This window comes from Streptomyces sp. NPDC048057 (genome assembly GCF_040653095.1).
Lineage (GTDB): Bacteria > Actinomycetota > Actinomycetes > Streptomycetales > Streptomycetaceae > Streptomyces.
In genome coordinates this window covers 1-25,263 of record NZ_JBEZNF010000002.1, presented here as the reverse complement: position 1 = coordinate 25,263, position 25,263 = coordinate 1, and the positions used below count along the sequence as shown (strand labels likewise).

Annotated in this window: 25 protein-coding genes; 4 read left to right on the top strand and 21 right to left on the bottom strand. The window is 71.8% G+C overall.

Annotated features, from left to right (window positions below; genetic code table 11):
* Positions 1–63: 63 nt before the first annotated feature.
* The 4 genes from AB0E05_RS02260 to AB0E05_RS02245 all read right to left on the bottom strand — a co-directional run bounded on the left by AB0E05_RS02260 (position 64) and on the right by AB0E05_RS02245 (position 3,210).
* Complete coding sequence (locus tag AB0E05_RS02260) at positions 64–1,356, bottom strand: aspartate aminotransferase family protein (protein ID WP_361957358.1); 1,293 nt, start codon at positions 1,354–1,356, stop codon at positions 64–66.
* Positions 1,353–2,195 carry a nitrilase-related carbon-nitrogen hydrolase gene (locus AB0E05_RS02255; RefSeq protein ID WP_361957355.1) on the bottom strand — a complete coding sequence of 281 codons (843 nt, stop codon included), beginning with the start codon at positions 2,193–2,195 and terminating at the stop codon, positions 1,353–1,355. The genes AB0E05_RS02260 and AB0E05_RS02255 overlap by 4 nt, the downstream gene beginning before the upstream one ends.
* A 203-nt stretch (positions 2,196–2,398) precedes the next feature.
* Complete coding sequence (locus AB0E05_RS02250) at positions 2,399–2,803, bottom strand: PPOX class F420-dependent oxidoreductase (protein WP_361957352.1); 405 nt, start codon at positions 2,801–2,803, stop codon at positions 2,399–2,401.
* Positions 2,800–3,210 (bottom strand): helix-turn-helix domain-containing protein, encoded by a 411-nt coding sequence (locus AB0E05_RS02245; RefSeq protein ID WP_361957349.1) that lies wholly within the window; start codon positions 3,208–3,210, stop codon positions 2,800–2,802. The genes AB0E05_RS02250 and AB0E05_RS02245 overlap by 4 nt, the downstream gene beginning before the upstream one ends.
* Before the next feature lie 82 nt (positions 3,211–3,292).
* On the opposite strand from AB0E05_RS02245, the gene AB0E05_RS02240 reads away from it, so the two are divergent.
* Positions 3,293–3,973 carry an NAD(P)H-binding protein gene (locus AB0E05_RS02240; RefSeq protein ID WP_361957346.1) on the top strand — a complete coding sequence of 227 codons (681 nt, stop codon included), beginning with the start codon at positions 3,293–3,295 and terminating at the stop codon, positions 3,971–3,973.
* A 15-nt stretch (positions 3,974–3,988) separates the two neighbouring features.
* Here AB0E05_RS02240 and AB0E05_RS02235 read toward each other — a convergent pair whose 3' ends face one another.
* From AB0E05_RS02235 to AB0E05_RS02225, 3 genes are all read right to left on the bottom strand, one after another.
* Positions 3,989–5,605, bottom strand: a complete 1,617-nt coding sequence (locus AB0E05_RS02235) for a VWA domain-containing protein (RefSeq protein ID WP_361957343.1) — start codon at positions 5,603–5,605, stop codon at positions 3,989–3,991.
* 355 nt (positions 5,606–5,960) lie between these two features.
* A complete protein-coding gene (locus AB0E05_RS02230; protein WP_361958115.1) occupies positions 5,961–7,184 on the bottom strand; it encodes an AAA family ATPase in 1,224 nt (407 codons plus the stop codon).
* Between the two features lie 58 nt (positions 7,185–7,242).
* Positions 7,243–7,497: a helix-turn-helix transcriptional regulator gene (locus AB0E05_RS02225; RefSeq protein WP_361957340.1), complete on the bottom strand. Its 255-nt coding sequence runs from the start codon at positions 7,495–7,497 to the stop codon at positions 7,243–7,245.
* A gap of 41 nt (positions 7,498–7,538) precedes the next feature.
* Here AB0E05_RS02225 and map point away from each other — a divergent pair, with 41 nt between their 5' ends.
* Positions 7,539–8,306, top strand: coding sequence for a type I methionyl aminopeptidase (map, locus tag AB0E05_RS02220; RefSeq protein WP_361957337.1), 768 nt, complete (start codon positions 7,539–7,541; stop codon positions 8,304–8,306).
* Positions 8,307–8,335: 29 nt separating this feature from the next.
* On the opposite strand, the gene AB0E05_RS02215 is transcribed toward map, so the two are convergent.
* Together AB0E05_RS02215 and ggt are read right to left on the bottom strand one after the other, a co-directional pair.
* Positions 8,336–9,139, bottom strand: coding sequence for a glycoside hydrolase family 75 protein (locus AB0E05_RS02215; protein WP_361957334.1), 804 nt, complete (start codon positions 9,137–9,139; stop codon positions 8,336–8,338).
* A 196-nt stretch (positions 9,140–9,335) separates the two neighbouring features.
* Positions 9,336–11,156 carry a gamma-glutamyltransferase gene (gene ggt, locus AB0E05_RS02210; RefSeq protein WP_361957331.1) on the bottom strand — a complete coding sequence of 607 codons (1,821 nt, stop codon included), beginning with the start codon at positions 11,154–11,156 and terminating at the stop codon, positions 9,336–9,338.
* A 91-nt stretch (positions 11,157–11,247) separates the two neighbouring features.
* On the opposite strand from ggt, the gene AB0E05_RS02205 reads away from it, so the two are divergent.
* Entirely contained in the window at positions 11,248–11,979 is a 732-nt protein-coding gene (locus tag AB0E05_RS02205) for a hypothetical protein (protein ID WP_361957328.1), read from the top strand.
* Positions 11,980–12,161: 182 nt separating this feature from the next.
* Here the strand turns inward: AB0E05_RS02205 and AB0E05_RS02200 are convergent, their stop codons facing one another.
* The 12 genes from AB0E05_RS02200 to AB0E05_RS02145 form a co-directional block, all read right to left on the bottom strand.
* Complete coding sequence (locus tag AB0E05_RS02200; RefSeq protein WP_361957325.1) at positions 12,162–13,037, bottom strand: amino acid ABC transporter permease; 876 nt, start codon at positions 13,035–13,037, stop codon at positions 12,162–12,164.
* Positions 13,034–13,678: an amino acid ABC transporter permease gene (locus AB0E05_RS02195; RefSeq protein WP_361957322.1), complete on the bottom strand. Its 645-nt coding sequence runs from the start codon at positions 13,676–13,678 to the stop codon at positions 13,034–13,036. The genes AB0E05_RS02200 and AB0E05_RS02195 overlap by 4 nt, the downstream gene beginning before the upstream one ends.
* A 16-nt stretch (positions 13,679–13,694) precedes the next feature.
* Positions 13,695–14,609, bottom strand: a complete 915-nt coding sequence (locus AB0E05_RS02190; RefSeq protein ID WP_361957319.1) for a glutamate ABC transporter substrate-binding protein — start codon at positions 14,607–14,609, stop codon at positions 13,695–13,697.
* Positions 14,610–14,621: 12 nt separating this feature from the next.
* Positions 14,622–15,368 carry an amino acid ABC transporter ATP-binding protein gene (locus AB0E05_RS02185; protein WP_361957316.1) on the bottom strand — a complete coding sequence of 249 codons (747 nt, stop codon included), beginning with the start codon at positions 15,366–15,368 and terminating at the stop codon, positions 14,622–14,624.
* Positions 15,369–15,584: 216 nt separating this feature from the next.
* Positions 15,585–16,031, bottom strand: a complete 447-nt coding sequence (locus AB0E05_RS02180; RefSeq protein ID WP_361957312.1) for a DUF6278 family protein — start codon at positions 16,029–16,031, stop codon at positions 15,585–15,587.
* A gap of 132 nt (positions 16,032–16,163) precedes the next feature.
* Complete coding sequence (locus AB0E05_RS02175) at positions 16,164–16,943, bottom strand: exodeoxyribonuclease III (RefSeq protein WP_361957309.1); 780 nt, start codon at positions 16,941–16,943, stop codon at positions 16,164–16,166.
* A gap of 56 nt (positions 16,944–16,999) precedes the next feature.
* Complete coding sequence (locus AB0E05_RS02170; protein WP_361957306.1) at positions 17,000–17,626, bottom strand: MBL fold metallo-hydrolase; 627 nt, start codon at positions 17,624–17,626, stop codon at positions 17,000–17,002.
* 12 nt (positions 17,627–17,638) lie between these two features.
* Positions 17,639–18,934, bottom strand: a complete 1,296-nt coding sequence (locus AB0E05_RS02165; RefSeq protein WP_361957303.1) for an alpha/beta fold hydrolase — start codon at positions 18,932–18,934, stop codon at positions 17,639–17,641.
* Positions 18,935–18,964: 30 nt separating this feature from the next.
* Positions 18,965–19,120, bottom strand: a complete 156-nt coding sequence (locus AB0E05_RS02160) for a hypothetical protein (protein WP_361957300.1) — start codon at positions 19,118–19,120, stop codon at positions 18,965–18,967.
* Positions 19,121–19,908: 788 nt separating this feature from the next.
* Positions 19,909–21,261: a lanthionine synthetase C family protein gene (locus AB0E05_RS02155; protein ID WP_361957297.1), complete on the bottom strand. Its 1,353-nt coding sequence runs from the start codon at positions 21,259–21,261 to the stop codon at positions 19,909–19,911.
* A complete protein-coding gene (locus tag AB0E05_RS02150) occupies positions 21,258–24,497 on the bottom strand; it encodes a lantibiotic dehydratase (protein WP_361957294.1) in 3,240 nt (1,079 codons plus the stop codon). Before AB0E05_RS02150 ends, AB0E05_RS02155 begins: the two co-directional genes overlap by 4 nt.
* A 113-nt stretch (positions 24,498–24,610) precedes the next feature.
* Positions 24,611–24,757, bottom strand: a complete 147-nt coding sequence (locus AB0E05_RS02145) for a hypothetical protein (RefSeq protein WP_361957291.1) — start codon at positions 24,755–24,757, stop codon at positions 24,611–24,613.
* Positions 24,758–24,924: 167 nt separating this feature from the next.
* Between AB0E05_RS02145 and AB0E05_RS02140 the strand changes: the two genes are divergently transcribed.
* Positions 24,925–25,263, top strand: a 339-nt coding sequence (locus tag AB0E05_RS02140; protein ID WP_361957288.1) for a hypothetical protein, incomplete at its 3' end; no start/stop codon positions are given.

The following is a 25,263-nucleotide window of genomic DNA, read 5'->3' as shown; positions in this document are numbered from 1 at the left end:
GGTGCGCTCCCTTTCGTACGTGGACCTGCGGTGCCGGTGTCGGCGTACGGTGCGGACGGGACGTCACAGGGCGTGCAGGGCCTGCTCCAGGACGGCCGCGCCCTCTTCCGCTTCGGCGACGGTGAGGGTGAGCGGCGGGGCGATCCGCAGGGTGCTGGTGTTGTGGCCGCCGCCCTTGCCGATCAGCAGCCCGCCCTCGCGGGCCGCTTCCAGCACGGCCGACGCCGCCTCCGGATCGGCGTGCTCCGTGCCCGGTCGGACCAGCTCGATGCCGATCATCAGGCCCCGGCCCCGCACCTCGCGGACCGCGGGCACGCCCGCGGCGACCGCCCGCAGCCGTTCGATCAGCAGCCCGCCGACGCGTCGGGCGTTGCCCTGGAGGTCGTGGTCCAGCAGGTACGCGAGGTTGGCGAGCCCCGCGGCCATGGTGATCGGCGAGCCGCCGAAGGTGGAGATGGAGTTGGCGTCCAGGGAGTTCATGACCTCGGCGCGGGCGACGACGCCGCCGACGGACATGCCGTTGCCGATGCCCTTGGCGAAGGTGAGGAGGTCGGGCGGGCCGTTGCGGGCATGGGCCTGCCAGCCCCAGAAGTGGTCCCCGGTCCGCCCCCACCCGGTCTGCACCTCGTCGGAGATCCACAGCACCCCGTGCCGGTCGAGGACCTCGCGGAACGCGGCGTACAGCCCGTCGGGCGGGGAGGTGAAGCCGCCGACGCCCTGGATCGGCTCGGCGATCAGCGCGGCGGGGGCGCGGGCGTGGCCGAGCAGGTCCTCCAGGTCGGCCACGCACGCGTCGATGAAGCGCTCGTCGGTCAGCGGGGCGTACGGGCCGCGGGTGCGCACCCCGCCGTGGACGTACAGCCGTTGCAGCGGGGACAGGCTCGTCGGTGACCAGCCGCGGTTGCCGGTGATGGACACGGTCGAGAACGAGCGGCCGTGGTAGCTGTTGCGCATCGCCAGCACCTGGTTGGTGCCGCGGTGGGCGGTGGCGAGCAGCAGGGCGGTGTCGTTGGCCTCGGTGCCCGAGGTGGTGAAGAAGACCCGGGCGTCGGGGATGCCGGAGAGCGCCGCGATGCGTTCGGCCAGCTCCACCATCGGCCGGTTGAGGTACAGCGTGGAGGAGTGCACGATCCGCGCCGCCTGGTCAGCCACCGCCTTGGTGACCTCGGGCAGGGCGTGCGCGGTCATGGTGGTGAGGATGCCGCCGAAGAAGTCGAGGTAGCGGTTGCCGTCCGCGTCCCAGACGTGCCGGCCCTCGCCGTGGGTGATCTCGATGGGGCGCCGGTAGTAGAGGGCCAGCCAGTCGGGCAGCACGGCCCGGTGCCGCTCGTGCAGCGGGGTGACGGAGTCGGTCACGGCTGCACCAGCCCCTGGTAGGCGTCGGGGCGCCGGTCGCGGTAGAAGGCCCACTGCTGGCGGACCTCGTCGATCAGGTCGAAGTCGAGGTCCCGGACGACCAGTTCCTCGTCCTCGTCGCTGGCGAGGTCGCCGACGAACCGGCCGCGCGGGTCGACGAAGTAGCTGGTGCCGTAGAAGTCGTTGTCGCCGTACTCCTCCCGGCCGACGCGGTTGATCGCGGCGACGAAGTACTCGTTCGCCACGGCCGCCGCCGGCTGCTCCAGCTGCCAGAGGTAGGCGGACAGGCCGCGCGAGGTCGCGGAGGGGTTGTAGACCAGTTGGGCGCCGCCGAGGCCGAGCTGTCGCCAGCCCTCGGGGAAGTGCCGGTCGTAGCAGATGTACACCCCGACCTTGCCGACCGCGGTGTCGAAGACGGGCCAGCCGGCGTTGCCGGGCCGGAAGTAGTACTTCTCCCAGAACCCCTTGACCTGGGGGATGTGGTGCTTGCGGTACTTGCCGAGGTAGGAGCCGTCGGCGTCGATGACGGCGGCGGTGTTGTAGTAGAAGCCGGCGCCCTCGACCTCGAACACCGGGACCACGACCACCATCCCGGTCTCCCGCGCCAGCTCCTGCATCCGCCGCACCGTGGGCCCGTCGGGCACGGGTTCGGCCCAGCGGTAGTGCTCGGGCTCCTGCACCTGGCAGAAGTAGGGGGCGTTGAAGACCTCCTGGAAGCCGATGACCCGGGCGCCCTGCTCCGCGGCGGCGCGAGCGTGCGCCTCGTGTTTGGCGATCATCGACTCCGTGTCGCCGGTCCAGGTCGCCTGGACGAGTGCGGCGCGTACGACATGGGCCATCTGCTGCTCCTTCGGCCGGGCGTCGGCGAACGCCGACCGTCGCAACGGCCCGTCGCGACGGCGCGTCGCCTCTACGCACGTAGACGCGGAACGTAGATGGAGAACGTAAGCCCCGTCACACACGGGGGCAAGACCATCGCCGCGAACGGGGGGTGCCGATCGCGTTTCACCCGGACGGCGGCCCCGCGGAGCCGCCGGCGTGCTCAGGCGCCGGCCGCGTCGTCGCCCAGGGTGACGGCGATGCCGGTGTGCGGGGTCCGACCGCGCCGTACGAGCCGGGCCGGGAGGTCGACGAGGGTGAACTGCCAGCCGTACTTGCGGGCGATGAGCGCCCGGACGGCGTCGGTGCCCGAGCGGTCGAGGAGGACGGCGGTGCCCTCCGCGGTGAGCGCGCCCTCCGCGACCTTGCCGCGCATGTCGCAGACGGCGACGGAGACCCGGTCGTCGTGGCGCAGCCGCTTGACCTTCCACGAGTCGCTGTTGGTCCAGACGTACAACTTCCCCGCGTCCTCGGCGAACCAGACGGGGGTGGCGACTCCGGTGCCGTTCTTCCGGTACGTCGTCACGCTGATGTAGCGCGCGGGGGCGAATGCGGCGGCTGCTGTCACGGGCCCGAGGGTACGCCGTCGGGACCCGCTCCGCCGCCCGGGGCGGTGAGCTCCTGCGCGGCCGACAGCTCCGACAGGTGTTCGCGCGCCCAGGCGCAGGCCACGTTCAGCGGACCGACCGCGGACCGGCCGAGCGCGGTGAGCCCGTACTCGACGCGCGGCGGGCTCTCCTCGTACGCGGTGCGGCTGACGAAGCCCTTGCGCTCCATCGCGCGCAGGGTCTCGGTGAGGACCTTGGGGGTGATCCAGTGCAGCGGCACCCGGAGTTCACCGAAGCGGCGCGGGCCGCCCTCCAGACAGCGCAGCACCAGGGCGGACCACTTGTCCCCGAAGCGGAAGGGCTGGATCGGGGCCAGGCAGGCGTCTTCGAACATGTCCCGGTGCAGGGGTTCCCGTACGGCGTCCATGCCCTCATGCTCCCCCACCGGACGGGGCGCCCGGCCCGGTACCGTTGAAGTAACCGGAGGGTGCCGCCGTACGGTCGCGGCCATGAGCGACGACATGACGCACACACAGGGAACGGGCGGCGGGGCGGCGGTCCTCGTCTTCGGAGCGGGCGGCCGGGTCGGCCGGGCCGCGGTCGCGGAGGCGGTGCGCCGCGGGCACCCGGTGACGGCGGTCGTACGGGACCCGGCGCGGCACCGGGACCTCGCGGGCGACGGCGTCACCGTGGCGCGGGGCGACGCGACGGACGCCGCGTCGGTGGCGGCCCTCGCACCGGGCCACCGGGCGGCGATCAATGCGGCGGTCCGAATGGACGTCGGCTCCGAGGAGTTCTTCGTCGGCGCGGCTAAGGCGATGGTCAGCGGGTTGGCGCAGGCGGGGGTACGGCGGTTCCTGGCCCTCGGCATAGCGTCCACGCTTGAAGTGTCGCCGGGCGTGCGGATGATGGACGGGCCGGACTTCCCCGAGCAGCACCGGGTGTTCTCGCAGGGGCACGTCGCGGAGTTCGACGCGCTGCGCGCCTCAGCGGACGCACTGGACTGGCTGATGGTCTGCCCGCCCCTGGAGCTGGCTCCGGAGGTCCCGCGCACCGGCCGCTACCGCACGGCCGACGGCACCCTCTTCGAGGGCGGCGGCCGGATCTCCCACGCCGACCTGGCGCTGGCCCTCCTCGACGAGGTCGAAGCCCCGCGCCACCACCGCATCCAGCTGGCCGTGTCCGCGTGACCGCCGGTCCCCGGCTCAGATCACGCGGAAGAGGTCCGCCGCGGCGTGCACGTCGGTGAGGTCGTCGACGGCGCGGAGGTTGTCGCACAGGGCGTCCAGCGCCGAGCCCGTCTCGGTGGCGCGCGGGGCGCCGATGGCGACGCCGAAGACGCGGAAGCCCAGCCGGCGCCGGACGTCCTGCCAGCCGCGCATCCACTCCTCGGTGACGTCGCACTCGTCGTCGGTGATCAGCACGATGTCGCCGCGGGCGCGCCCGGTGTCGGCGAACTCCTCCGCGAGGAGGTCGCCGGCGACCGACAGGGGCGTCTGGTAGCTGGTGCCGCCGCCGAGGAAGCTCTCCGCGAAGTCGAGCACGTCGGCGATGCCGGCGGGCCGGTCGGCCGGGAAGCGGACGACGTGGTGGCGGTCGGCGGAGGAGAACAGGATGCCCACGAAGTCCCGCTTGGCGCGGCGGGCCTGGTCCAGCAGCGCCAGCGCGCACGCCTTGGCCCACGCCTCCCGGGAGACGCCGCCGGGCCCTTCCACGTACATGGAGTGCGAGGTGTCCACGCAGGCGACGACGGCGCCGCGGCCGGTGGTCTGCTCGCCGCGGCTGTCGTACAGCATCAGCTCGCCGGCGGCGTAGCGGGCGGCGAACACGGCGCGCAGCTCGGGCAGTCCGAGGGCGACCAGTTCGGACGGGACGACGCGGGAGAGGTCGTCGCCGAGGGTGACGCCGACCAGTTCGCCGGTGGCGTGCTCCACCTTGCGGGCGCGTTCGCCGCTGGCCATCTGGCGGAAGCGGCCGATCAGTTCCGCCCACTGGGCGAGGCGGCTGGTGCGCAGCCGTTCGGCGAGTCGGGCGCGTTCGTCGTACGGCATGCGCTCCAGCTCGCCGGGGCCGACGCCCCAGGCGCGCATCAGCTCGGCCTCCTGCCGTACGGCCCTGGCGGCCTTCGCCGCCGCGTTCCGTGCGGCGCTGCGGACGCCGGGGGCTGCGGCGGCGAGGGCCTGCGCGGCGGCGTGCGCGGCCTGCCGGGCGGCGGAGTCGGCCGTCTCAGCGGCTTCGATCGCCCGCTCCACGGCCCCGTCGTCGCCATCGTCACCATCGCCGTCGTCGGAGGCTTCGGCGGTCTGCCGGAGCGCCCGGCTGACGGCGGCAGCCGCGCGTACGGCGTCCTGCTCGGCGCCGTGCGCCTGCTCGGCCCGCGCCTGGGCGTCCTTGACCCGATCCAGCAGCAGGCGCAGCTCGGACGCCTGGGCGAGCACGGCGAGGGCGGCGGCGTACGGGTCGCCGGCCGTCTCCCGGCGCAGCTCGGCGAAGCGCGGTGACTCCATCAGCGCGCTGATCACCTGGTGGTTGACGAGGTGGGAGGGGCGCATCTCGGCGGGCTGACGCACCTGCGGTGCGGCCTTGTAGGCGGCGAGGAAGACGTCGCCGAGGAGGTCGGCGGCGTGGTCGTGACGCTCGGCCAGCTCCGCCGCCAGTTCGCGCAGCCCGGCGGACTGCGCGAGGGTGTCCCGCCAGGCGATCGGGTCGAAGGCGTCGGCAACCACGCCCGCGGTGTGCGCCTCGTCCCCCCGGGAAGACCGGGCCAGCCACGTCCCGGACCGGCTCGCCAAGGCGTCGAGCCTGCTGGGTGTCGTCCTCATGCCCCTCCGATCGAGTTCCTCGCCCCCGCGGGAAGGGCTACGGACGAACGCGCTCCTGGCCGAACCCACGGCGCGGACGGGATGCGTCAGACGATGCCCTTGGCGTGTCCGCAGAGTAGCGTCGCCCGCTCCTCTCGGGCCCTCGCACCCTGCGCGCCCCAGCAAGATCCGCAGGCCACGCTGGGGGTCCCCCATGCCCTCCGGGCGTAGGGGGCAGGGCCACCCGCCGGGCCGCAGTGGCCAACGCTCCCGCGGGCCACGGCGGCTCGGTCCAGAGGCACGAGGGAGCACGGCTCACGGACCGCACCACGGTGCTCTCCAGAGCGCGGCCAAGGGCACAGCCGACAGACACGCCCTAGCTCTGCACCAGGCTCGCGTCCAGGCCGAGCGCTTCGGACAGCACCCGGGCGCGGACCGCGCGCTGGCGGCCGGTGACGCGGTCGATGGCCGCGGTGGAGCGGCCGGCGCCGGCCGCCTCGGCGCGCAGCTCCGCCAGTCGCCGGCCGGCGGTGGCGAGCTTGTTGTGCGCCTTGGTGATGACCCATTCGCTCAGGGCTTCGCGGGACTGCCCGGCCATCGCGTCCAGTTGGACCTCCAGCTCCTCGATGGCGTCGGCCAGGTCGAGCGCCTCCCGGGCGTCGGGGTTGACCAGGTGCAGCACCTCGCGCTCGACGGTCGGGCGCTCGGCCGGGGACGACCACAGCACATGGGTGAGCACCGACAGGTCGGTCTCGGCGACCGCCGGGCGGCCGTCGAGGTACGCGGACGCCTGGAGCAGCCCCACCGCCTGCCGCCAACGGCGGTCGGAGGCGACGATCTCCTTGCGGCGCAGGGCGGCCCGCAGGGTGCAGATCGCGTCCACGATCGCGTCGGGCACGGCCACGGCGGGCACCTCGTCGCTCACGGCCCGCTGGAGCGCGGTGAGTTCGATCGAGGTGCGCCGCGGCGGCGTCGGGCGGCTGACGGCGGAGCGGACGAGCGCGGCGAAGTTCGAGGGGTCAGCGAGGTAGCCGACCTCGATGCGCACCAGCAGCCGGTCGTAGATCGCGGCCGAGTCCTCGCCGTCGGGGAGTTCGTTGCTCGCGGTGATGGCCCCGATCAGGGGGCAGCGGATCGGTTCGCCGCCGCTCTCGGGGTGGTAGATCCGCTCGTTGAGATAGCCCAGGGTCTCGTTGAGGGCGGCCGTGGAGCACTTGAAGATCTCGTCCATGAAGGCGATGTGCGCGGTCGTGGCGCGCCCGTCGTACACCTGGCGGTACTCGCCCCGGGCCAGCGCGGCGACGTCGATCGGGCCGAACATCCTGGTCGGGGCGGTGAACTTGGACAGCAGGATCTCCCAGTACGCCGCCCCCTCGACCCGGCCGGTCAGCTCCCTGGCCAGCTCGGACTTCGCGGTGCCGGGCGGGCCGAGCACCAGCGAGTGGCGTCCGGCGAGCAGCGTCACCACCAGCGTGCGCACGACGTCGGCCCGTTCGTAGAAGCGGTCCGACAGCTCGTCGCAGATCGCCCGCAGCAGCCCCGCGGTGTCCTGCGCACCATCCGCTCCGCGCTCGTCGCGCTGGTCGTGCTCGTTCAGCATGTCGTGCGCGTCCTGCGCGCCCATGGGCAGACTCCTCGCCGGTGACGGACCCCACACCTTAGGCGGCAGAGACGGGGACGCAGTCGGCGGCCAGTTCGTCCATGGACAGCCCGAGGGCCGCGGCGAGGGCCGCGACGGTGAAGAACGCGGGGGTCGGCGCCCGACCCGTCTCGATCTTGCGCAGGGTCTCCGCGGAGATCCCGGCCTGCGCGGCCACGTCCACCATGCTGCGGTCGCCGCGGGCGTCGCGCAGCAGCCGGCCGAACCGTTCGCCGCGTTCGCGCTCTTCTGGGGTCAGGGGGGTGCGCACCATGCCGTCATTCTAATACCGGAGGGACCGGTATAGTAATTGGCATGGTGACGATCAAGACGGACGAGTCGATCGAAGCGATGCGCGCCGCCGGACGGGTCGTGGCACAGGCCCTCGCCGCCGCCCGCGAGGCCGCCGCGGTGGGCGTGGAGCTCACGGACCTGGACCGGGCCGCGCGGGCCGTCCTGGACGGGGCCGGCGCGGGCTCGCCGTTCCTCGACTACCACCCGCAGTGGGCCCCCGTCCCCTTCCCTGCGGTGGTGTGCACCTCGGTGAACGACGCCGTGGTGCACGGCATCCCCGACGGCTACCGCCTGCGCGACGGCGACCTCGTCAGCGTCGACTGCGGGGCGGTCCTCGACGGCTGGGTCGGCGACGCGGCGATCTCGTTCACCGTCGGCCGCGCCCGCCCCGAGGACCGCCGTCTGATCAGCACCGCCGAGGAGGCGCTGCGCGCGGGCATCGCCGCGGCCGTCGTCGGCAACCGCATCGGGGACGTCGCCCATGCGATCGGCCGGGTGTGCCGCGCCGCGGGGTACGGCATCCCCGACGGCTTCGGCGGCCACGGCGTGGGCCGCTCCATGCACGAGGACCCGACCGTGCCCAACGAGGGGCGCGCCGGCCGCGGCCTCCCGCTGCGGCACGGCATGGTGCTGGCGATCGAGCCGATGCTGATCTCGTCGGGCGCGGACGACACGTACACCGCGCAGGACGGCTGGACGGTCCGGACGCTCGACGGCAGCCGGGCGTCGCACGCCGAGCACACCGTCGCCGTCACCGCCGACGGCCCGCGGGTGCTGACCGCGCCCTGAGCTCCGCCGGGCCCCGGCGGGCCGACGGATCAGCCGGTGCCGTTGACGAAGCCGCGGGCCAGTTCCGCGCCGAGGCTCGTCGCCGCCGAGTGGCTCTCGATCGGGCTGGCCTTGGAGTCGCGGAACAGGACGTACGTGACGTCCGACGCGACTCCCCCGGCCACCGGGTCGGCATTGACGCCGAGCGAGCGGGCCATCGCCTGCGACACCTCGCCGATCACGTCCTTGGGGCCGGTGTCCCCGACGACGCCGTAGCGCACCCGATCGTCGTGGACGACCGCGACCACGGTCCCGCCGCGCACCCCGGACTCGGCGTGCCGCCACGTCTCGCTGGGCCCGGGCACCACGACGTAGGGCAGGGTCGCCGCGTTCAGCGGCTTGCCGTCGGACTGCCGGAAGGCGGTGTCCTCGATGAACCACGGGTCGGTCTGCGCATTGCACTGCGGGGTGGACTGGCCGTCGCAGGAGACGTCCATGTCCGCCGTCCAGTGCACCACCTCGTCCGTGCCGCAGACCGGCACGGTCGCCTTCGCGCCGGCGTCCTTGCGGTACGAGCCCCGGGAGATCGGGGTGCAGTCCTTGACCTTCGCCAGCAGTTCGGCCGCGCTCACCGCGCCCTCGCGGGCCTCGCCGGCGCTGCGGGCCGCCCGGACCTCGCCGGTGTCGCGGGCGATCAGCGTGGCGCGGACCGCCCGGGCCTCGCGTGATGCGCCGCCGCGGGCATCGTCCTGCGGCGGCTGCGCGACGCCCGCGGACGCCCGCGGCCCGGGGGTGGCCGCCGCGAGGAGCGCCGCCGCGAGCACGGCGGTGAGGGCGATGGGGCGAGAGTGCATGGGCTGGGTCGCCTTTCTGTGCGGATACCGCGCGGAAAAGCGTCTTTACCCGTTCTCCGTCAGGAGCGATCCCCCACCCCGGGCGGCCGGACGGGTGGCGCCGGCCCCCATGTGAGCGGGCCCGCACGGCTGTTGACGCCGCGCGGGCCCGTCGCACGAAGAGCCGGATGGAGTACGCCCGTACGAGGGAGGGCGGTTACGGTCGACCGGCGGGCCGGACCACCATCGCCGAGCCGCCGCCCCGGCGCACCTTCTCCGCCGCGGCCAGCCAGCGCCCGTCGGGCAGCCGTTCGATCCCGGTGGCCGCGCCGATCTCCTTGTTCAGCCGGAACTGGTGGCCGATGCGCTCCAGTTCGCCCCGGAGCGCGCCGTCCCACAGCGCCGGCTCCAGCTCCGTGGTCGCCTGGTTGCGCTGGCTGGCGCGCGGCGCGGCGATCGCCTCCACCAGCGGCAGGCCCCGGTCCACCCGTCCGGTCAGGACCTGGATCGCGGTGGTGATCATGGTGGCGCCGCCCGGCGAGCCCAGCGCGAGCACCGCGCGACCGTCGTCGAGGACGATCGTCGGCGAACTCGACGACCGGGGCCGCTTGCTCGGTCCCGGCAGGTTCGGGTCGTGCACCGCCGGGTTGGCCGGGACGAAGGAGAAGTCGGTCAGCTCGTTGTTGAGCAGGAAGCCCCGGCCGGGCACGGTGATGGCGCTGCCGCCGATCGACTCGATGGTGAGGGTGTACGAGACCACGTTGCCCCACTTGTCCGCGGTGGTGAGGTGGGTGGTGTTGTCGCCCTCGTACGTCGTGGGCGCGGCGGCGCCGGCGCTGGCGCAGGGCTTCGGGTTCCGCGGGTCGCCGGGGGCCAGCGGGCTGGTCAGCACCGCGTCGTCCTTGATCAGGCAGGCGCGGGCGTCGGCGAACCGCTGGGAGAGCAGCGCCTTGGCGGGCACGTCCTCGAACGCCGGGTCGCCCACCCAGCGCCCGCGGTCGGCGAAGGCGACCCTGCTGGCCTCGATGAAGCGGTGCAGGTACGCGGCCGGGGACGCCTTCTTCAGCTCGGTGCGCTCCAGCATGTTCAGCGCCTGCCCGACGCCGATGCCGCCGGAGGAGGACGGCGCCGCACCGTAGACGTCCAGCCCCCGGTAGCCCACCTTCGCGGGGGCGGGGCGGAGCGTGGCGTACGAGCGCAGGTCCCGGGTCGTCAGATCGCCGGCGCGCACGACGCGGGTGGTGTCGGGCCGCACGGGGGGCTTGCGCACCGTCCGTACGATGTCGCGGGCGATGTCGCCGCGGTACATCACCTCGACGCCGTCGCGGCCGATGTGACGGTAGGTGCGGGCGAGGTCGGGGTTGGTGAAGGTGCTGCCGACGACCGGGAGCCGGCCGCTCGGCAGAAAGAGCTTCGCGGTGTCGGGGAAGTCCGCGAACCGCGCCTGGTTCGCCTCGGTCTGGGCGCGGAAGGTGGCGTCGACGGTGAAGCCCTCCCGCGCCAACTTCTCCGCGGGCTGGAGGATGTCGGACATGGATCTGCTGCCCCAGGCCCGGACCGCCGTCTCCCAGGTCGCCGGGGTGCCGGGAGTGCCGATGCTCAACCCGCTGGTCTGCACCTGCTCGAACGGGATGGGCTTGCCGTCCTCCAGGAAGAGCGACGCGTCAGCGGAGCGGGGCGCGGTCTCGCGTCCGTCGACGGTCCGGACGGTGCGGCTCTTCGCGTCGTAGTAGACGAAGTAGCCGCCACCGCCGATGCCCGCGGAGTACGGCTCGGTGACGCCGAGGGCGGCGGCGGTCGCGACGGCCGCGTCCACGGCGTTCCCGCCGCGCCGCAGCACTTCGATGCCGGCTGCGGAGGCGTCCGCGTCGGCGCTGGCGACGGCGCCGCCGTGCCCGACGGCGACCGGGACCTTCACCGGAGCCGCGGCGGGCCCCGGCGGTGCGGCGCCGGCGGCGGGCGGGGCCGCCGCGCCGAGTAAGACGGCGGTCAGCGCGACGGCGAGCGGTGCTGTGGTCCGTGCGGTGGAGCGAAGCATTCGTACCTCCGATCGACACCTGTGCGCGCAGCGTAGCGGCCGTGGCCGACACCGTCAGGGGCGCCGCCCGCGACGGATAGCATCCGCACACATGAACGACGACATACGCAACATCGTGTTGGGGCTCGTCGCCGCCGGGATCAGCGGCACCTTGGGTTGGCTGGCCCGCACCGCCCGCTGGCGCCGCCGGCTGGCCCGCATGCAGGACTTCTTCGGCCTCCCGGCCAACTCGCAGGCCCTGCTGGTCGTCAACCGGCAGGCGGGGCAAGACGGCGGTGTGCGCCGTTTCGACGTCTTCGCCCTGCTGGAGCTCTCCGGGCTGATCAAGGACTGCGGCGCGCAGATGCAGGTCGTCTGGCACGACGGAGCCCATCAGGGGGTGGGTGAGCAGACGGAGTTCTGCGTGGGTGGGCCCGTGTCGAATCGCCGGGTGGAAGCGCATCTGCGCATCCTGCTGCCGGGGGTGCGGATCGACACGGAAGGCGTGGGTCCCCACCTCAACGCGTATCGGATCGGTTCGCAGGTCTACGGCGCGGACCGGGGCACCGAGGAGTACGCGCTGCTGGCCCGGGTCACTCCCCACGGGCAGGAGCGGCCCGTGTTCCTGCTGTGCGGTCAGCGGTCGATCAACAACCAGGCCGCGGCCCGCTATCTCGCCCGTCATCACGGCGAGTTGGCCCGCGCGCACGGCAAGGACTCCTTCTGCCTGCTGCTGCGGGTCGTCAACTCGGACGCGTACGGGCCCGACGTGGTCGAGTTGGTCGCCGACGTCACCACGGCCGCGAGGACCGCGCCGGTCGCGGCGGCGGACGGCAGTGGCTGAGGGCGGGAGGCCGGCCCCCGCCGCGTCGTTGCGGCGGCGGGGACCCGCTCGGCCTCGGCGGTCCGCGGCAACTGACCTTCTTCCCGTCGTCGACCCGGCCGCCTTCGGGAACGGTCCGGTCGTACGGGAAGTGATCACCGGCTGCCGCCGGGGCCCCGCCGGGGGCTGGGGAGGCGCAGGGCTCAGGGCCGGTCGGGGGCGGTCGGAGCGCCGGGCAGCAGCGTCCCCGGCTCCGCGGGCGCCACGTCCACCGCCTCCGTCTTCGGGTTCCTGCGCTGCCGTTTGGCCACCCAGTTGGCGAACCAGGACAGCAGCATGCACATCCCGATGTAGATCGGCGAGATCACCATCACGACCGGGATGAACGGCAGGTCGTAGTCGAGGTTGGAAGCGATCAACTTGCCCGCGTGCAGGAACTCCTCATAGGTGATCAGATAGCCGAGTGAGGTGTCCTTCAGCGCGACCACCAGCTGGCTGATGATGGCCGGCAGCATGGCCCGGACCGCCTGCGGCACCAGCACGTACGACATGACCTGCGTCTTGCGCATGCCGAGCGCGTACGCCGCCTCCCGCTGCCCGCGGTCCACCGAGTTCACGCCGGTGCGGAAGACCTCGGCGAGGACCGAGCCGTTGTAGAGCGTCAGCCCGGCGACCAGCGCGGGCAGCGGCTGCACCTTCAGCGCCACGAAGATGAAGAAGATCATCACCAGTACCGGCATGGCCCGGAAGAACTCCACCAGCAGGGTGGAGAGCCAGCGCACCGGCTTGTGCTCGGAGAGCCGGCCGGTGGCGAGGAGCCCGCCGAGCAGCAGGGAGAGCACGGCCGCGTACGCGAACGCCTTCAGGGTGTTCCCGAGCCCCTGGAGCAGCAGTTCCTGGATCCCCTTGTACTCGAACGGGGTCCACTTCTCCGCGGTGAACTGTCCGGTGTCGAAGAGGAGGTACAGGATCCAGCCCAGCAGGGCGAGGATGGCGAGGGTCGACACGATTCCGTAGATCCGGTGCCGCCGCCGGCCCCGCGGCCCGGGGATGTCGTACAGGGCGGTGGAATCGGTCATCCGGCGACTCCGTAGCGCTTCTCCAGCACGTTGAACAGCGCACTGATGGTCAGGGTGATGATGAGGTAGCCGACGGCGATCCAGACGAAGGTCCAGATGATGTTGTAGCCCAGCTCGCTGAGCGTCTTGTAGGTGCTGAGCAGTTCGGTGACGCTGAAGGCGCCGGCGATCGCGGAGTTCTTGGCGAGCGCGATCAGGGTGGAGCCGACGGGCGGGATCACCCGGCGGAACGCCTGGGGCAGGATCACCGTGCTCAGGGTCTGTCCGAAGGTCATGCCGAGGCTGCGTGCCGCCTCGCCCTGCCCCTTGTGCACGGTGTTGATGCCGGAGCGCAGCGCCTCGCAGATGAAGGCGGAGGTGTAGCAGCCGAGGGCGAGCACGGCGAACACCTCGAAGGGCAGCACGATCCCGAACCGCGGCAGGCCGAGGACGACCGCGAAGAAGAGCAGGGTGAGCGGGGTGTTGCGCAGCACGGTCACCCAGACCGTGCCGAAGGCGCGCAGCGAGCCGACGGGGGCGACCCGGAAGGAGGCCATCAGGAAGCCGAGGGCGAGGGCGAGCACCGACGAGTAGAAGGTGAGCTCGACGGTGCCGAGGAAGCCCTGCCAGTAGAGGGAGATGTTGTCGGTCAGTACGTCCATGCGCGGTGGCTCCTCCTCAGCTCGCCGGATAGCGGTCGATGGGGGGCGGCTGTGGCGCCGGTACGCCGGAGAGCCCGAGGGTGGCGTCGTACGCCTGCTTCCAGTAGCCGTTCTTCTCGCCGGCGGCCAGCGCGTCGTCGATGGCGAAGCGCAGAGCGTTGTCGGAGCGGGGGACGCCGATGCCGTACGGCTCCTGGGAGAACGGCTTGCCGGCGATCTTCAGTTCGTCGGGCGCCTTGGCCGCGTAGCCGATGAGGATGGCGTTGTCGGTGGTGACGGCGTCGACCTGGTAGGTCAGGAGGTTGTCGACGCAGATGGAGTAGGTGTCGTAGCCGACGAGGATCGCCTTGGGGTAGTCGCTCTGGATGCGCTGGTAGGGCGTGGAGCCGGTGGCCGAGCAGACGCGCTTGCCGTCGAGGTCGTCGGGGCCGTTGATGTCGTGCTCGTCGGCCCGCACCAGCAGGGACTGCCCCGCCATGTAGTACGGGCCCGCGAAGCCGACGAGCTTCTTGCGCATGTCGTTGATGGTGTAGGTGCCGACGTAGTAGTCGATCTGGCCGTTCTGGAGCGCGGTCTCGCGGTTCGCGGAGGCGATGGTGCGGAAGCGGACCTCGTCGCGGCCGAAGCCGAGGTAGGCGGCCACCATCTTGGCGATCTCGATGTCGAAGCCCGAGTACACGCCGGTCGCGGGGTCCTTCTCACCGAGGTAGGGCTGGTCCTCCTTGGCCCCGACGACGAGGTGGCCCCGGCTCTTGGCCTTGCGCCAGGTCGGGGACTCGGGCAGTTGGAAGTCGGTGTTGACCGGGTAGACGGGCAGCTCGTCGGGTTGCGGTCCCTTGACGGGCGGGCTGCCCTCCTTGCCGCACGCGGCGGCGAGGACGGCGGTGAGCAGGAGTGCGAGCGCTACGAGGGCGCGTCGGGTGCGCGGCATGGTGTCCCCCCGTCAGTGCTTGAGGATCTTGGAGAGGAAGTCCTTGGCGCGGTCGCTCTCCGGGTGGGTGAAGAAGTCCTCGGGGGCGCGGTCCTCGACGATGCGGCCGTCCGCCATGAAGACCACGCGGTTGGCCGCGGAACGGGCGAACCCCATCTCGTGGGTGACCACGACCATCGTCATGCCGTCCCGGGCGAGCTGCTGCATGACCTCCAGCACCTCGTTGATCATCTCCGGGTCGAGCGCCGAGGTCGGCTCGTCGAAGAGCATGACCTTGGGCTCCATGGCGAGGGCGCGGGCAATGGCCACGCGCTGCTGCTGGCCGCCGGAGAGCTGGGCGGGGTACTTCTCCGCCTGGGAGGCGAGTCCGACGCGGTCGAGGAGTTCGCGGGAGCGCCGGTCGGCGTCGTCCTTCTTCCGGCCGCGGACCTTCACGGGGGCGAGGGAGACGTTGGCGAGCACCGTGCGGTGCGCGAAGAGGTTGAAGGACTGGAAGACCATGCCGACGTCGGCGCGGAGCCGGGCGAGTCCCTTGCCCTCCTCCGGCAGCGGCTCCCCGTCGATCGTGATGCTGCCGGACTCGATGGCCTCCAGTCTGTTCATCGTCCGGCACAGGGTCGACTTGCCGGACCCGGAGGGGCCGATGACGACGACCACCTCCCCGCGGCCGACGGAGAGGTTGATGTCCCGCAGGACGTGCAACTGCCCGTAGTGCTTGTTCACATCCCGCAGTTCGATCAACGGATCGACGACGGCCATACGCTGCCCACCCACTTGTCGCTGTGACGAGGTCAGCGCAAACTATCCGCCCCCATAGGGGACTTAGCGCACGACACGCACAAAAGGGGCATAAGCCGTATTTATTGGCTGATAGATCAGCTCATCTGGGCACGGAACGGGCACGGGCGTTGGGCACGGGCGTTCGGCACGGACACTCGGTACGGGCGTTCGGTACGGGCACGGAGCCGTACGGGCTCAGGCTTCGGCCGCTTCCGCGTACACCCGGGAGAGCTCGGGGGCGCCGTACAGGGCCCAGTCGAGCCCGGCCTCGACCACGCCGATCTCCCGGCCGGAGGCGAGCCGCACCACCGGGTGGCCGCCGGGCCACAGGTGCCAGGACGCACCGTCGATCGTCCGTACGATCACCGTACCGAGATAGAGCCCCGCGTCGTTGCCGAACCAGGGCAGCTCCTCCTGGTCGTCCCGCCAGCGCGGCGGGAGTTGGTCCAGGGCGGACAAGGAGGCGGGGCTGTCGTCCAGTTCGAGCCCCATGCGCTCCACCCGGACCCGCAGCAGCTCGCACTCGGCGAACAACTCCGCGATGGCCGCGGCGCGCTCGGGATCGTCCACGGCCGCCGCGAGGGCGTCCTTCCGCTCGGGGCCGTGCCGCTTGAGCCAGTTGTCCAGGAAAGGGATGTTCATACCAGTCAGCCTCGCATCTTCCCCGGCGCACGGACCACAAGGACGCGCGTCAAGGATCCCCGGGAGCGGTGAAGATCCTGCGGACCCGAACTGCGACGGCGACCGCTCGCGCCGCCGCCCCGGGCGCCGGGCTCAGACGTCGAGGTCCACCACCACCGGCGCGTGGTCCGACGCGCCCTTGCCCTTGCGCTCCTCGCGGTCCACGTAGCCGTCCTTCACAGAGGCCGCGAAGGGGGCGTTCCCGTACACGAGGTCGATGCGCATGCCGCGGTTCTTCGGGAAGGCCAGCTGGCGGTAGTCCCAGTACGTGAACGGGTGGTCGTACTTCAGGGGGCGCGGGACGACGTCCGTGAGGCCCGTCTCGCGCAGCGCGGCGAGCGCGGCCCGCTCCGGCTCGGTGACGTGGGTGCTGCCCTCGAAGACGGAGCGGTCCCACACGTCCTCGTCGGCGGGCGCGATGTTGTAGTCCCCGAGGACGGCGAAGGGGAGGGCGCCCGCGGCGTCCGCCGCCACCGCCGTCTTCAGCGCGGCCAGCCACTCCAGCTTGTAGGCGTAGTGGTCGTGGGTGACCTCCCGGCCGTTCGGCACGTACACCGACCAGAGGCGGGCCCCGCCGCAGGTGGCGGAGATCGCCCGCGGCTCCTGCGCGCCGTCGTACGCCGGGCCGCCGGGCAGCCCCTTCACCACGTCCGCCAGGCCGACGCGGGAGATCAGCGCGACGCCGTTCCACCGGCCGTCGGCGTGGACCGCGGACTCGTAGCCCAGCTCGCGCAGCTCGTCAGCGGGGAACTGCTCGGCGGTGCACTTGGTCTCCTGCACGCACAGCACGTCGGTGCCGCTGCTCTGCAACCAGGCCAGCAGCCGGGGCAGCCGGGCGGTGATCGAATTGACGTTCCACGTGGCGATCCGCATGGCACGAAGCCTACTGCCGGGGTGTGACAGTCACCGGTCGCCGGGGGGTCGGGCGCTCACAGCTCCCGTACGTCGCCGGGGGCCAGCCGCTGGTGCTCGGCCCGCCCCAGGGTGCTCACGTGCCGGTCGTAGATGGGCCGCGCCAGCTCGGTGAGCAGGGCGTCGTGGATGTCGATCGTCAGCCGCGGCCCGACCTCCCGTACGTAGTCGATCACCTCGGAGACCTTGTTCCAGGGCGCCATCACCGGCAGCATCAGCGTGTCCACCGGGCGCTCGGGCACGGTCAGGGCGTCGCCGGGGTGGAAGACGGCGTCGTCGACCAGGAAGCCGACGTTGGTGACCCGCGGGAGGTCCGGGTGGATCACGGCGTGAAGTTCGCCGTGCACCTCGACGTCGAAGCCGGCCGCGGTGAAGGTGTCGCCGTGGCCCACGGTGTGCACCCGGCCGGGGTACGCCGCGGCGAGTTCGGCGGCGACGCTCCGCAGCGTCCACACCTCCGCGCCGGCCTCCAGCGCGGCGCGCAGCCGCCCCTCGTCGTAGTGGTCGGGGTGCTCGTGCGTGACCAGCACGGCGTCCGCCCCGACGGCGGCGTCCTCCTCGCTGAAGGCACCGGGGTCGACGACGAGGGTGGCTCCGTCCTTCTCCAGCCGGATGCAGGAGTGCTTCTTCTTGGTCAGCCTCATGCACCCATCCTGCTACGTCCGCGGGGTCGTCTCCTCCTGCACCACGGTGCGCACGACCGAGAACGCGGCGTTCGCTGCTGGGATCCCGCAGTACACCGCGGCGTGCAGCAGGATCTCCCGCAGCTCGTCGGGCGTGAGGCCGTTGCGCAGGGCGGCGCGGGTGTGGACCGCGAGGTCGTCCAGATGGCCGCCCGCGACCAGCGCCGTGAGCGTGACGACGCTCCGGGTGCGCCGGTCCAGCCCCTCGCGCGTCCACACCTCGCCCCAGGCGTAGCGGGTCACCAGGTCCTGGAAGGGCTCGTTGAAGCCGTCGGAGTCCTCGACGACCCGGTCGACGTGCGCGTCGCCGAGGACCTCCCGGCGCGCCTTCATCCCCGGCTCGTACGGATCGGGCCGGCCCTGCTCCGGCAGCTCGGGCGGCGGGGGCGCGGCGGTGATCTGCGCCACGGGGGCCACGGGCGGCGAGATCGCCGGCATCGACACCGACGGCATGGCCTGCTGCTGGACGGGGATCGCCGAGAGGGTGTCCTGGGGGACCGTGGAGAAGTGCCGCACCAGCAGGTCGGTGACGGCCGCGGGCTGCTCCACGGGCGCGAGGTGGCTCGCCCCCGGCACCAGCGCCAGCCGCGCGTCGCGTATCCCGGCGACCAGGGTGCGGGCCTCGGCGGGCCCGGTCACCTTGTCCTCGGAGCCCACCACGACCAGGGTGGGGACGCCGATGCGCCCCAGCTCCGACCGTACGTCGAAGGCGGCCAGCGCCTCGCAGGCGGCGATGTAGCACCCCGGGTCGGTGGTGCGCACCATCTGTACGGCCCACTCGACGATGGCGGGCTGGGCCGCGGCGAAGCCCTGGGTGAACCACGCCTCGGGAGCGGCGTGCGCCATGGGGTCGAGCCCGTTCGTCCGCACCACCACCCCGCGCTGCCGGAACTCGTCCGCGGTCCCGAACCGCGGCGACGCGGCCACCAGCGCGAGCGACGCGACCCGGTCCGGCCGCCGCAGCGCGAGGTCCAGTCCGACGGCGCCGCCGATGGAACACCCCACGTACCCGAAGCGCTGGACGCCCAGCCCGTCGAGGGTGGCCAACAGCCGGTCGGCGAGATCGGCCACGGAGGACGCGGGGCGCGCGGGCGCGCCGCCGTGGCCGGGCAGGTCGAAGCGGAAGATTCTCCAGGCTCGGGAGAGCTCGGCGATCTGACGATCCCACATGTGCCACGTCGTGCCCAGGGACGGCCCCAGAACGACGACCGGGGCGTCTTCCGGCCCGTCACAGCGGTATTGCAGGGTTTGCAGTGTCGTCTCGGGCATCCGCATCACGCTCTCATATCTCACGATCTCTCACGACCGCGTGGTCTGTCCCTCTCCGGATCCATGCAGTCCACCCCACACTGTGACAGCTCCACGAAGGTCCTCCACACCCGGCTCGACATACCACTTCTTCGTGGCCTTGACGTTCGTGTGTCCCGCCCACCGAGCCAACAGGTGATCCGGCACGCCCTTGTTGGCGAGGTGCGTGGAGCAGGACGCCCGGCATCGTGCAGGCGCACCTGACAGAGCCCCAGCAGCTCCATGCTCCGGTATGCCCGTCAGCGGGGTTGCTCGATGTTCCGGGCCTCCCCTATCTCGTCCACCGGGACGTAGCCGTAGTCAGGGTAATCCGGACCGAGGCAGGGTCAGCCTGAGCTGACACGGCCGTCCACTGATGGGATCGGCGATCCCCTCGGCGTCGAAGGTCCGGATGTCTCACGGGCACAGGCGACACAATCACCGATGTTGCCGTGCCGCGGTCCACACCGCACCGCTGCGCTGCTCGAAGTCGGAATGCCGCAGGATGCGGATCGGTTCGCAGACGCGCGGATAGCAGCTGACGAGCACGGCCGGCAGGTCTGGTGCACGGGCCGTGAATCGCTCCCCCGCCCACGGCGGCTCTGGCCTCACACCGCCCCCCTGCGGCTCGGATACGGATTGGAGTGGAGGACGAACTCATCCGTGCAGACGATGCCGTTCACCTCGGCGACGGCGAGAAGAACGCTCCTTGGTGGTGGCTCCGGGCCGCCGGAACGAGTAGTCGTCCAGCACGAACAGCGGCGCCACGGTGACCGGACCACCAGGCCCGTGCCACACGGCGTACAGGTTCTCGGAGGTCAACGCCGAGTCGGGGCGGCGGAGGCGACGAAACGCTCGTACTGTTCCTGTCCGCCCGTTACTGTCCGCGCAGGCGCAGCGGGACCCAGACGACCTGCGCGAAGCGACGACTCAGCAGGAACAACGCCCAGTCATGATCATGAGGTCAGGAAGACCGCGTCCCAGGCCGTAGGCGGTGGGTCCTGCGGGCCCGTGCCACGGGTCTGCGCATAGGTGAGGAGGGCCAGGGCCACGCCGGCCGCGCCGTCAATGAGGGCAGGACTCTCCAGGTAGACCGGCCCGGCGGCCGTGCGAACCAACTGCCGGTAGCCGAAGACGGAGCCAACGTCGTACAAGGAGGTCAGTGCCGCTGCCAGGCGGTCGGCACCGCGCCACAGTTCCGCGTCACCCGTCTGCCTGGCCAGCCGGACTCCGGCATGCAAGACACCGGCGAGACCGTGGCAGAAACCCGGGTCCTCGCCGCCAAGTTCGGCGATCGGCCGACGCAAAAGAGCCGAGAGAGTGACCACGGCCAGCCGCGACGTCGACTCATCGGCGAGCGCCATACCCGCCAGGTGGAGAGTGCCGACGATACCCGAGATGCCGTAGCACCACCCTGGTCGTGCGGTCGTACTCGGGGCGACCCGCGCGGCACCGGTCTCCTCCTCGAAAGCGACCCGGCCGGGCCACGACGTGTGGCCCCGCTCGTCGGCATAAGCGTGGCTCAACAGCCAGTCGGTGATCCGCCGGACCGCGGCCAGGGTTCCTGGCACCCGGTGGCCTGCCCGGTACGCCAGCGACAGCAGGGCGAGTGGGCCGCAGATGCCGTGGGCGGCACCCACGTTGAAGTCACCGCGCGGGTAGGTGGTCCGGTCCCGGGGAACCGGGTAACAGTCCGGCGCACACCACCATCCTGGGACGTTCACGCCGTCGACCGACAGCGGCTCGGTGAGCTCAACCAGGAAAGCGAGGACACCCGCAAGCGCGTCCGCCGCCCGTTCGTCACCCCGGCCAGCCACGGCGAGGAGCACCCGGCCCTGGCCAGTGAGCCCCGTGACGACGTCGTAATCCAGGTACGAGAAGCCTGCGGCGCGGCGGGCGCGGAGCGCGGCGACCCGGGCTCGGGTGTGGTCGGCGAGCACGCCGGTACTCCGGTCGAGCAAGCGTATGTAACCCCCGGTGTTCTCGGCGCCCAGCAGGGAGGGCAGCACGAGGTTGCCCACGGCCGCCGGCCCCCTGCTCGGGACCACGGCGACGGCTGCGGCGAGGTGGGCGTGGGCCACCGCGGACCACTGATCGTCATCGGATGCACAGCCCATGTGGAGCAGGCCGACACCGGGGTGGCCGAGGAGCAAGGACGCCGGCTGCCAGCCGGGCAGCATCAGGTCAGCCGGGACGTCGGCGAACGCGGCCACCGCGATCCTGGCGACCCTCGCCGGATCGCGGAGCCGCTCCGCGACATTGCGTGCGGTCTCCAGTGCCGCTGCCCCCAGATCATGGACGAGGGTCATCGGCCATGCCTCTTCCTGTTTAGGTGGAGGGCGAGGCCCTCGCGGGCCGTCACGTGGGCAAGGATCTCCTCGTCGCGCCGGGGCCCCAGGAGTCTGTTGCAGTGCATATGGGCGAGACTCATCGCGACCGCGGCGCGCCGGTCTCCGGATCCCGCCCCCGCCGGGGCGGTGGCAAGGACCTCCCGCAACCCGGCCAGCGCCACTCCACGCGCGGCCAAGGCGGCGGCGAGGCCCGGTGACTCCGCCGGGTCTGTACCGCTCGCCAGCCTCCTGTCGAGCCGGTCGGCGACGTCCTCCTTCGTGGCGCGTGCCACCTCGGAACGCCGGGTGAGGAACCGTGTGTCGTCGAGCCAGCCGAGGATCTCCTGCGGGCTGCCAAGACCGATAAGGAGACCGAGGACCCCGAGCGCCGTCTGAGTGACGGACGGCGGGGCGGCGGCCAACGGGGCGAGCCGGGCGAGAACCACGGCACTGTCGGTGTGGAAGACCCGCTCGGCATGGCCGAGTGCGGCTGGTCCGCCGTATCGCTCGATTTCGGGGTCGTACGTGTCGAGCACCAGCCGGTCGGTCAACCCAGCATCCCGCAGTTCCTCGGCCCATTCCCGTACGGCAGGCAGCAGCACCGGCCACAGGACCTCCGGCTTGCCGTGAAAGCGCAGGCGCAGATGGGAGTCGGGGTCCGCGTACCGCAAGAAGAACCAGTTGTCGGCGCCAGCGGCGCGTACCGCCGCGGAGTCGACGAGTCGCCCCAGATGCTTGGCAAGAACCCGCTGTTGAAGGGAGTCGGGAACGTAGAGCTTGGCGTACAACCATTCGCCACCAGGCAGGGCTGCTGCCCTCAGCGTCCGGGCCGGTACCTCGGCCCCGGCCACAGGCCTGGGTGACCGGGCGGGGACCGTACGAGGCTTAGCCGTGGCGGTCTTCTGGCGCCTGGCGAAGAGAGGGACAACCAACTCGCAGGCGTGCGGGCCGTCTGCGGCGGTGAACCAGCCCGCGCCGTCCGGGCCGCCGTACCACTCGGTGATCACCAGACCTCGGGGACGCTTCATCTCGTCGTGCAGGACCAGCAGATGGAGCGGGTTGTCGAGATCGACCGTCACCCGGTTGTCCACCCGGGTGAGCCGTGTGTATCGGGGTACGTGCAGGCGTTGCCGCCACGCGGCGACCGCGTCGTGCCAGTCAGGGGACGCGCCTTCGGTCTCCGCAGCGCTCTCCCTCAACGTGCGATCCGGGAGCCAGCGAGCAGGGGACAGCACCGTACGGCCCAGACGGACCCGGGGCAGGGCGGGCGCCGAGGCCCAAGCCCCCCAGTTCCAGGGAGTGCACCAGTCCTGTCCCTCATAGCCAAGGTCGATCAAGAAGCGTGCCACGTAAGGAAGATGGCCGCTGCCGGGGTTCAGCATCGAATACGACACCGGGCGCACCAGACGGCCGGTCGGTATATGTACGACCCTCAGCCCGTCCAGGTCCGCGTGGACGGCGAGTTCCTCGGGGCGCAGGTCAGTGACATCGTCGCGGGCGGCCTGCGGGACGCCCAGAGGAATCCGGTGCGAGAGCCACTGCGGCACGGTGGCCACGTTCGCGGAGCGGGCCACCCGGGGACAGTAGGCCACCGTGGCCATCAGCTCCCCGGGCTCCGCCTCCATGGCCGCCTCCTCAGCGCGCGCGACGACCGCACCGAGTGGGCCGCTGGCCCCGCCCAGGACAGGCGCGAAGCGGGAGAACGTGGCCCCGGCTCGGGGTGAGCCTGGGTTCGCGCCGAGGACCAGCCGGAACTCTCCCGCGCACAGCGCTTCCCAACTGTCGGCGACGATCTCGGCACCCTGTTCCAGAGACGCGGGCGTCCGACGGACGGCGCCGAAGCCGTCGGACGCGTCGGGCGCGCCTGAACCGGCGGTCGGTTCGATCCCGGTTTCCGTGGCCGTGAGGGCGCCCAGGGTCGTCTCGTCGAGCACGATCTCGCCAACGCCTCTGTACGAGAGGGCGCCAAGCACCAGCTCGCCGAGGAGTTGATCGCGGCGCCGGTCGGCTGCCGACGGTTCGACGAGCGAACCGTCAGCGCCACCGGCCCCTCGGTAGTTCGCCGGGAGGCCAAGACCCCGTGCCTCGTCGAGAAGTTCGAGCAGTGGTACACCCCGGTCGGTGCCGTACCGCTCCAGAAAGGCCAGGTGGTAGGCGCGCAGATGCGGCATGCCGGGCGGGGCGGTCGCCGTGCGCCACAGGGCGGCAGCGGCTCGCGCGGCCTCCAGAGCGACCTCGGTCGGCAGGACGAGGCACGCGTCGAGCCCCAGATCGGACTGGATCACGTCGTCGGCCTCATACAGTTCCCGCATCCGGGCGGTGACCTCAGCGAGCTCCCTGCGCCGGTCGGCAGGCTGTGCGGTGTCCAGGGCGGCCAGCCCAGCACGGATCGCGGCGAGGGCTCGGGTCACAGAGCAGTCGTTGCCTGCCAGCCGTTCCAGCACATGGTCGAGCGGGGCGGTGTGGTCGGGCGGCGGCACCAGGTCGCTCAGCAAGAAACCGTTGCGCACCAGTTGCTCCACGCTCCGCTCGACGGTCGCGGCCGGAACTTGTGGGAACTGGTCAATCAGCATCCCAACGAGGTCGGGCCAGGCGACCGGAGCGGCGGCCCGCTCCAAGACCTGCTTCACGACGCCGGTCAGCCGCACCGAATGCGACAACTGTCGCTTGCCCGTGGGGTCATGGTGGTCGACGAGGACTACACGGCCATCTCGGACGGTACGCAGCGGGTTAGCAGTCAGGGCAGCGCGTTCGCGCAGGCCGGGAGTGGTGACGACGTCGGTGGCGAGGACGCCGTACAGCCAAGCCGCATCGGGGCGGCTCAGTGTCCGGTGCGCGGTGCCCACCCTCTGTTCGGGAGTGGGACCCACCTCGGCAAGAGTCACGCCCGCGAAATGACCGAAGGGAGTGGGCCGGTACGTCGTTCGAAGGTGGTACTTGGCCAGCGAGACGAGCGCCCGGGTCAGGCGTTTGCGCTTGAGCGGAACACCCGCCCGAACCTTCTCAACTTCGTCGGCGAGGCTCGGGCTGGCCAGCCGCACGGCGGCCAGGAAGGCAGGTTCCGCGGAGAGCCGCACGACCTCGGCCCGCAGTGCGGCCTCGGATGCGAAGCAGCCGTACAGGCCAGCGGATTCGTCGGGCACGGGCGGCAGGGGGCCGACCGCCGCACGCAACAGCAGCACATCGGCGGCGTCGAAGAGCACGCTGTCCGTCATGTATCCGTCCCTGGTCCGTTCTGTGCGTGGTAGTGGCGGGAGTACGCCGGGCGGCGCGCCCCTGACAGGTCGCGCCGCCCGGCGCCCGGTCAGCCGGTCGGCTTCCGGACCGATCAGCAGTGCCAGGAGGTGATCGGGCAGGAGAGGCAGGTACCGGTACCCGTGTAGGACTTTGCCTCCATGCCGGGCGACTCCTGGACCACGATCTCCAGGTCGAGGTCCAGGTCGAACTCCAGCTCTGCGGTGAGGACGGTGGTCATGGTGTTCCTCCAAGGATTCGCGGTCGCTATGACGGCCGGTTCGGCCGGTCGCCCATCGCGCCGTGGTACGGGACGAAGATTTAGGCGGGTCTTCCAAACTGCCGCTTAAGGAGACCTAATTCACGGTCCGGCGCTCCCAGCCGCGCGGCCTGAGCAGCCCTGTCAACATGGACGCCGTGCTCGCCCGGTACCCGGACACACCGGTCCTGCCGGTGTCCTTCACCGGGCACAGCACCATGTCCGGCACACTGGTGCTCAACACCTTGCCGCTGCCTCACAAGCGGCCGACGCAGCTGATCGGCTTGTGCGACCAGGCCAGGCTCGGCGCCCTATTGATCAGAAACTCATTGGGTTCACTCGTCGAGGATGTAGTGGACGTGCGGGGCTTTGAAGTAGCCGGTGACGACGTGGGGCTGACGCTGTCGACGGTGGAAGAACCTGCGGGTTTCGGCGGCGAGTTCGGCCTGGTTCCTGGCCCTGTGAGTGCGGGGAAGGCTTCGTTTGAG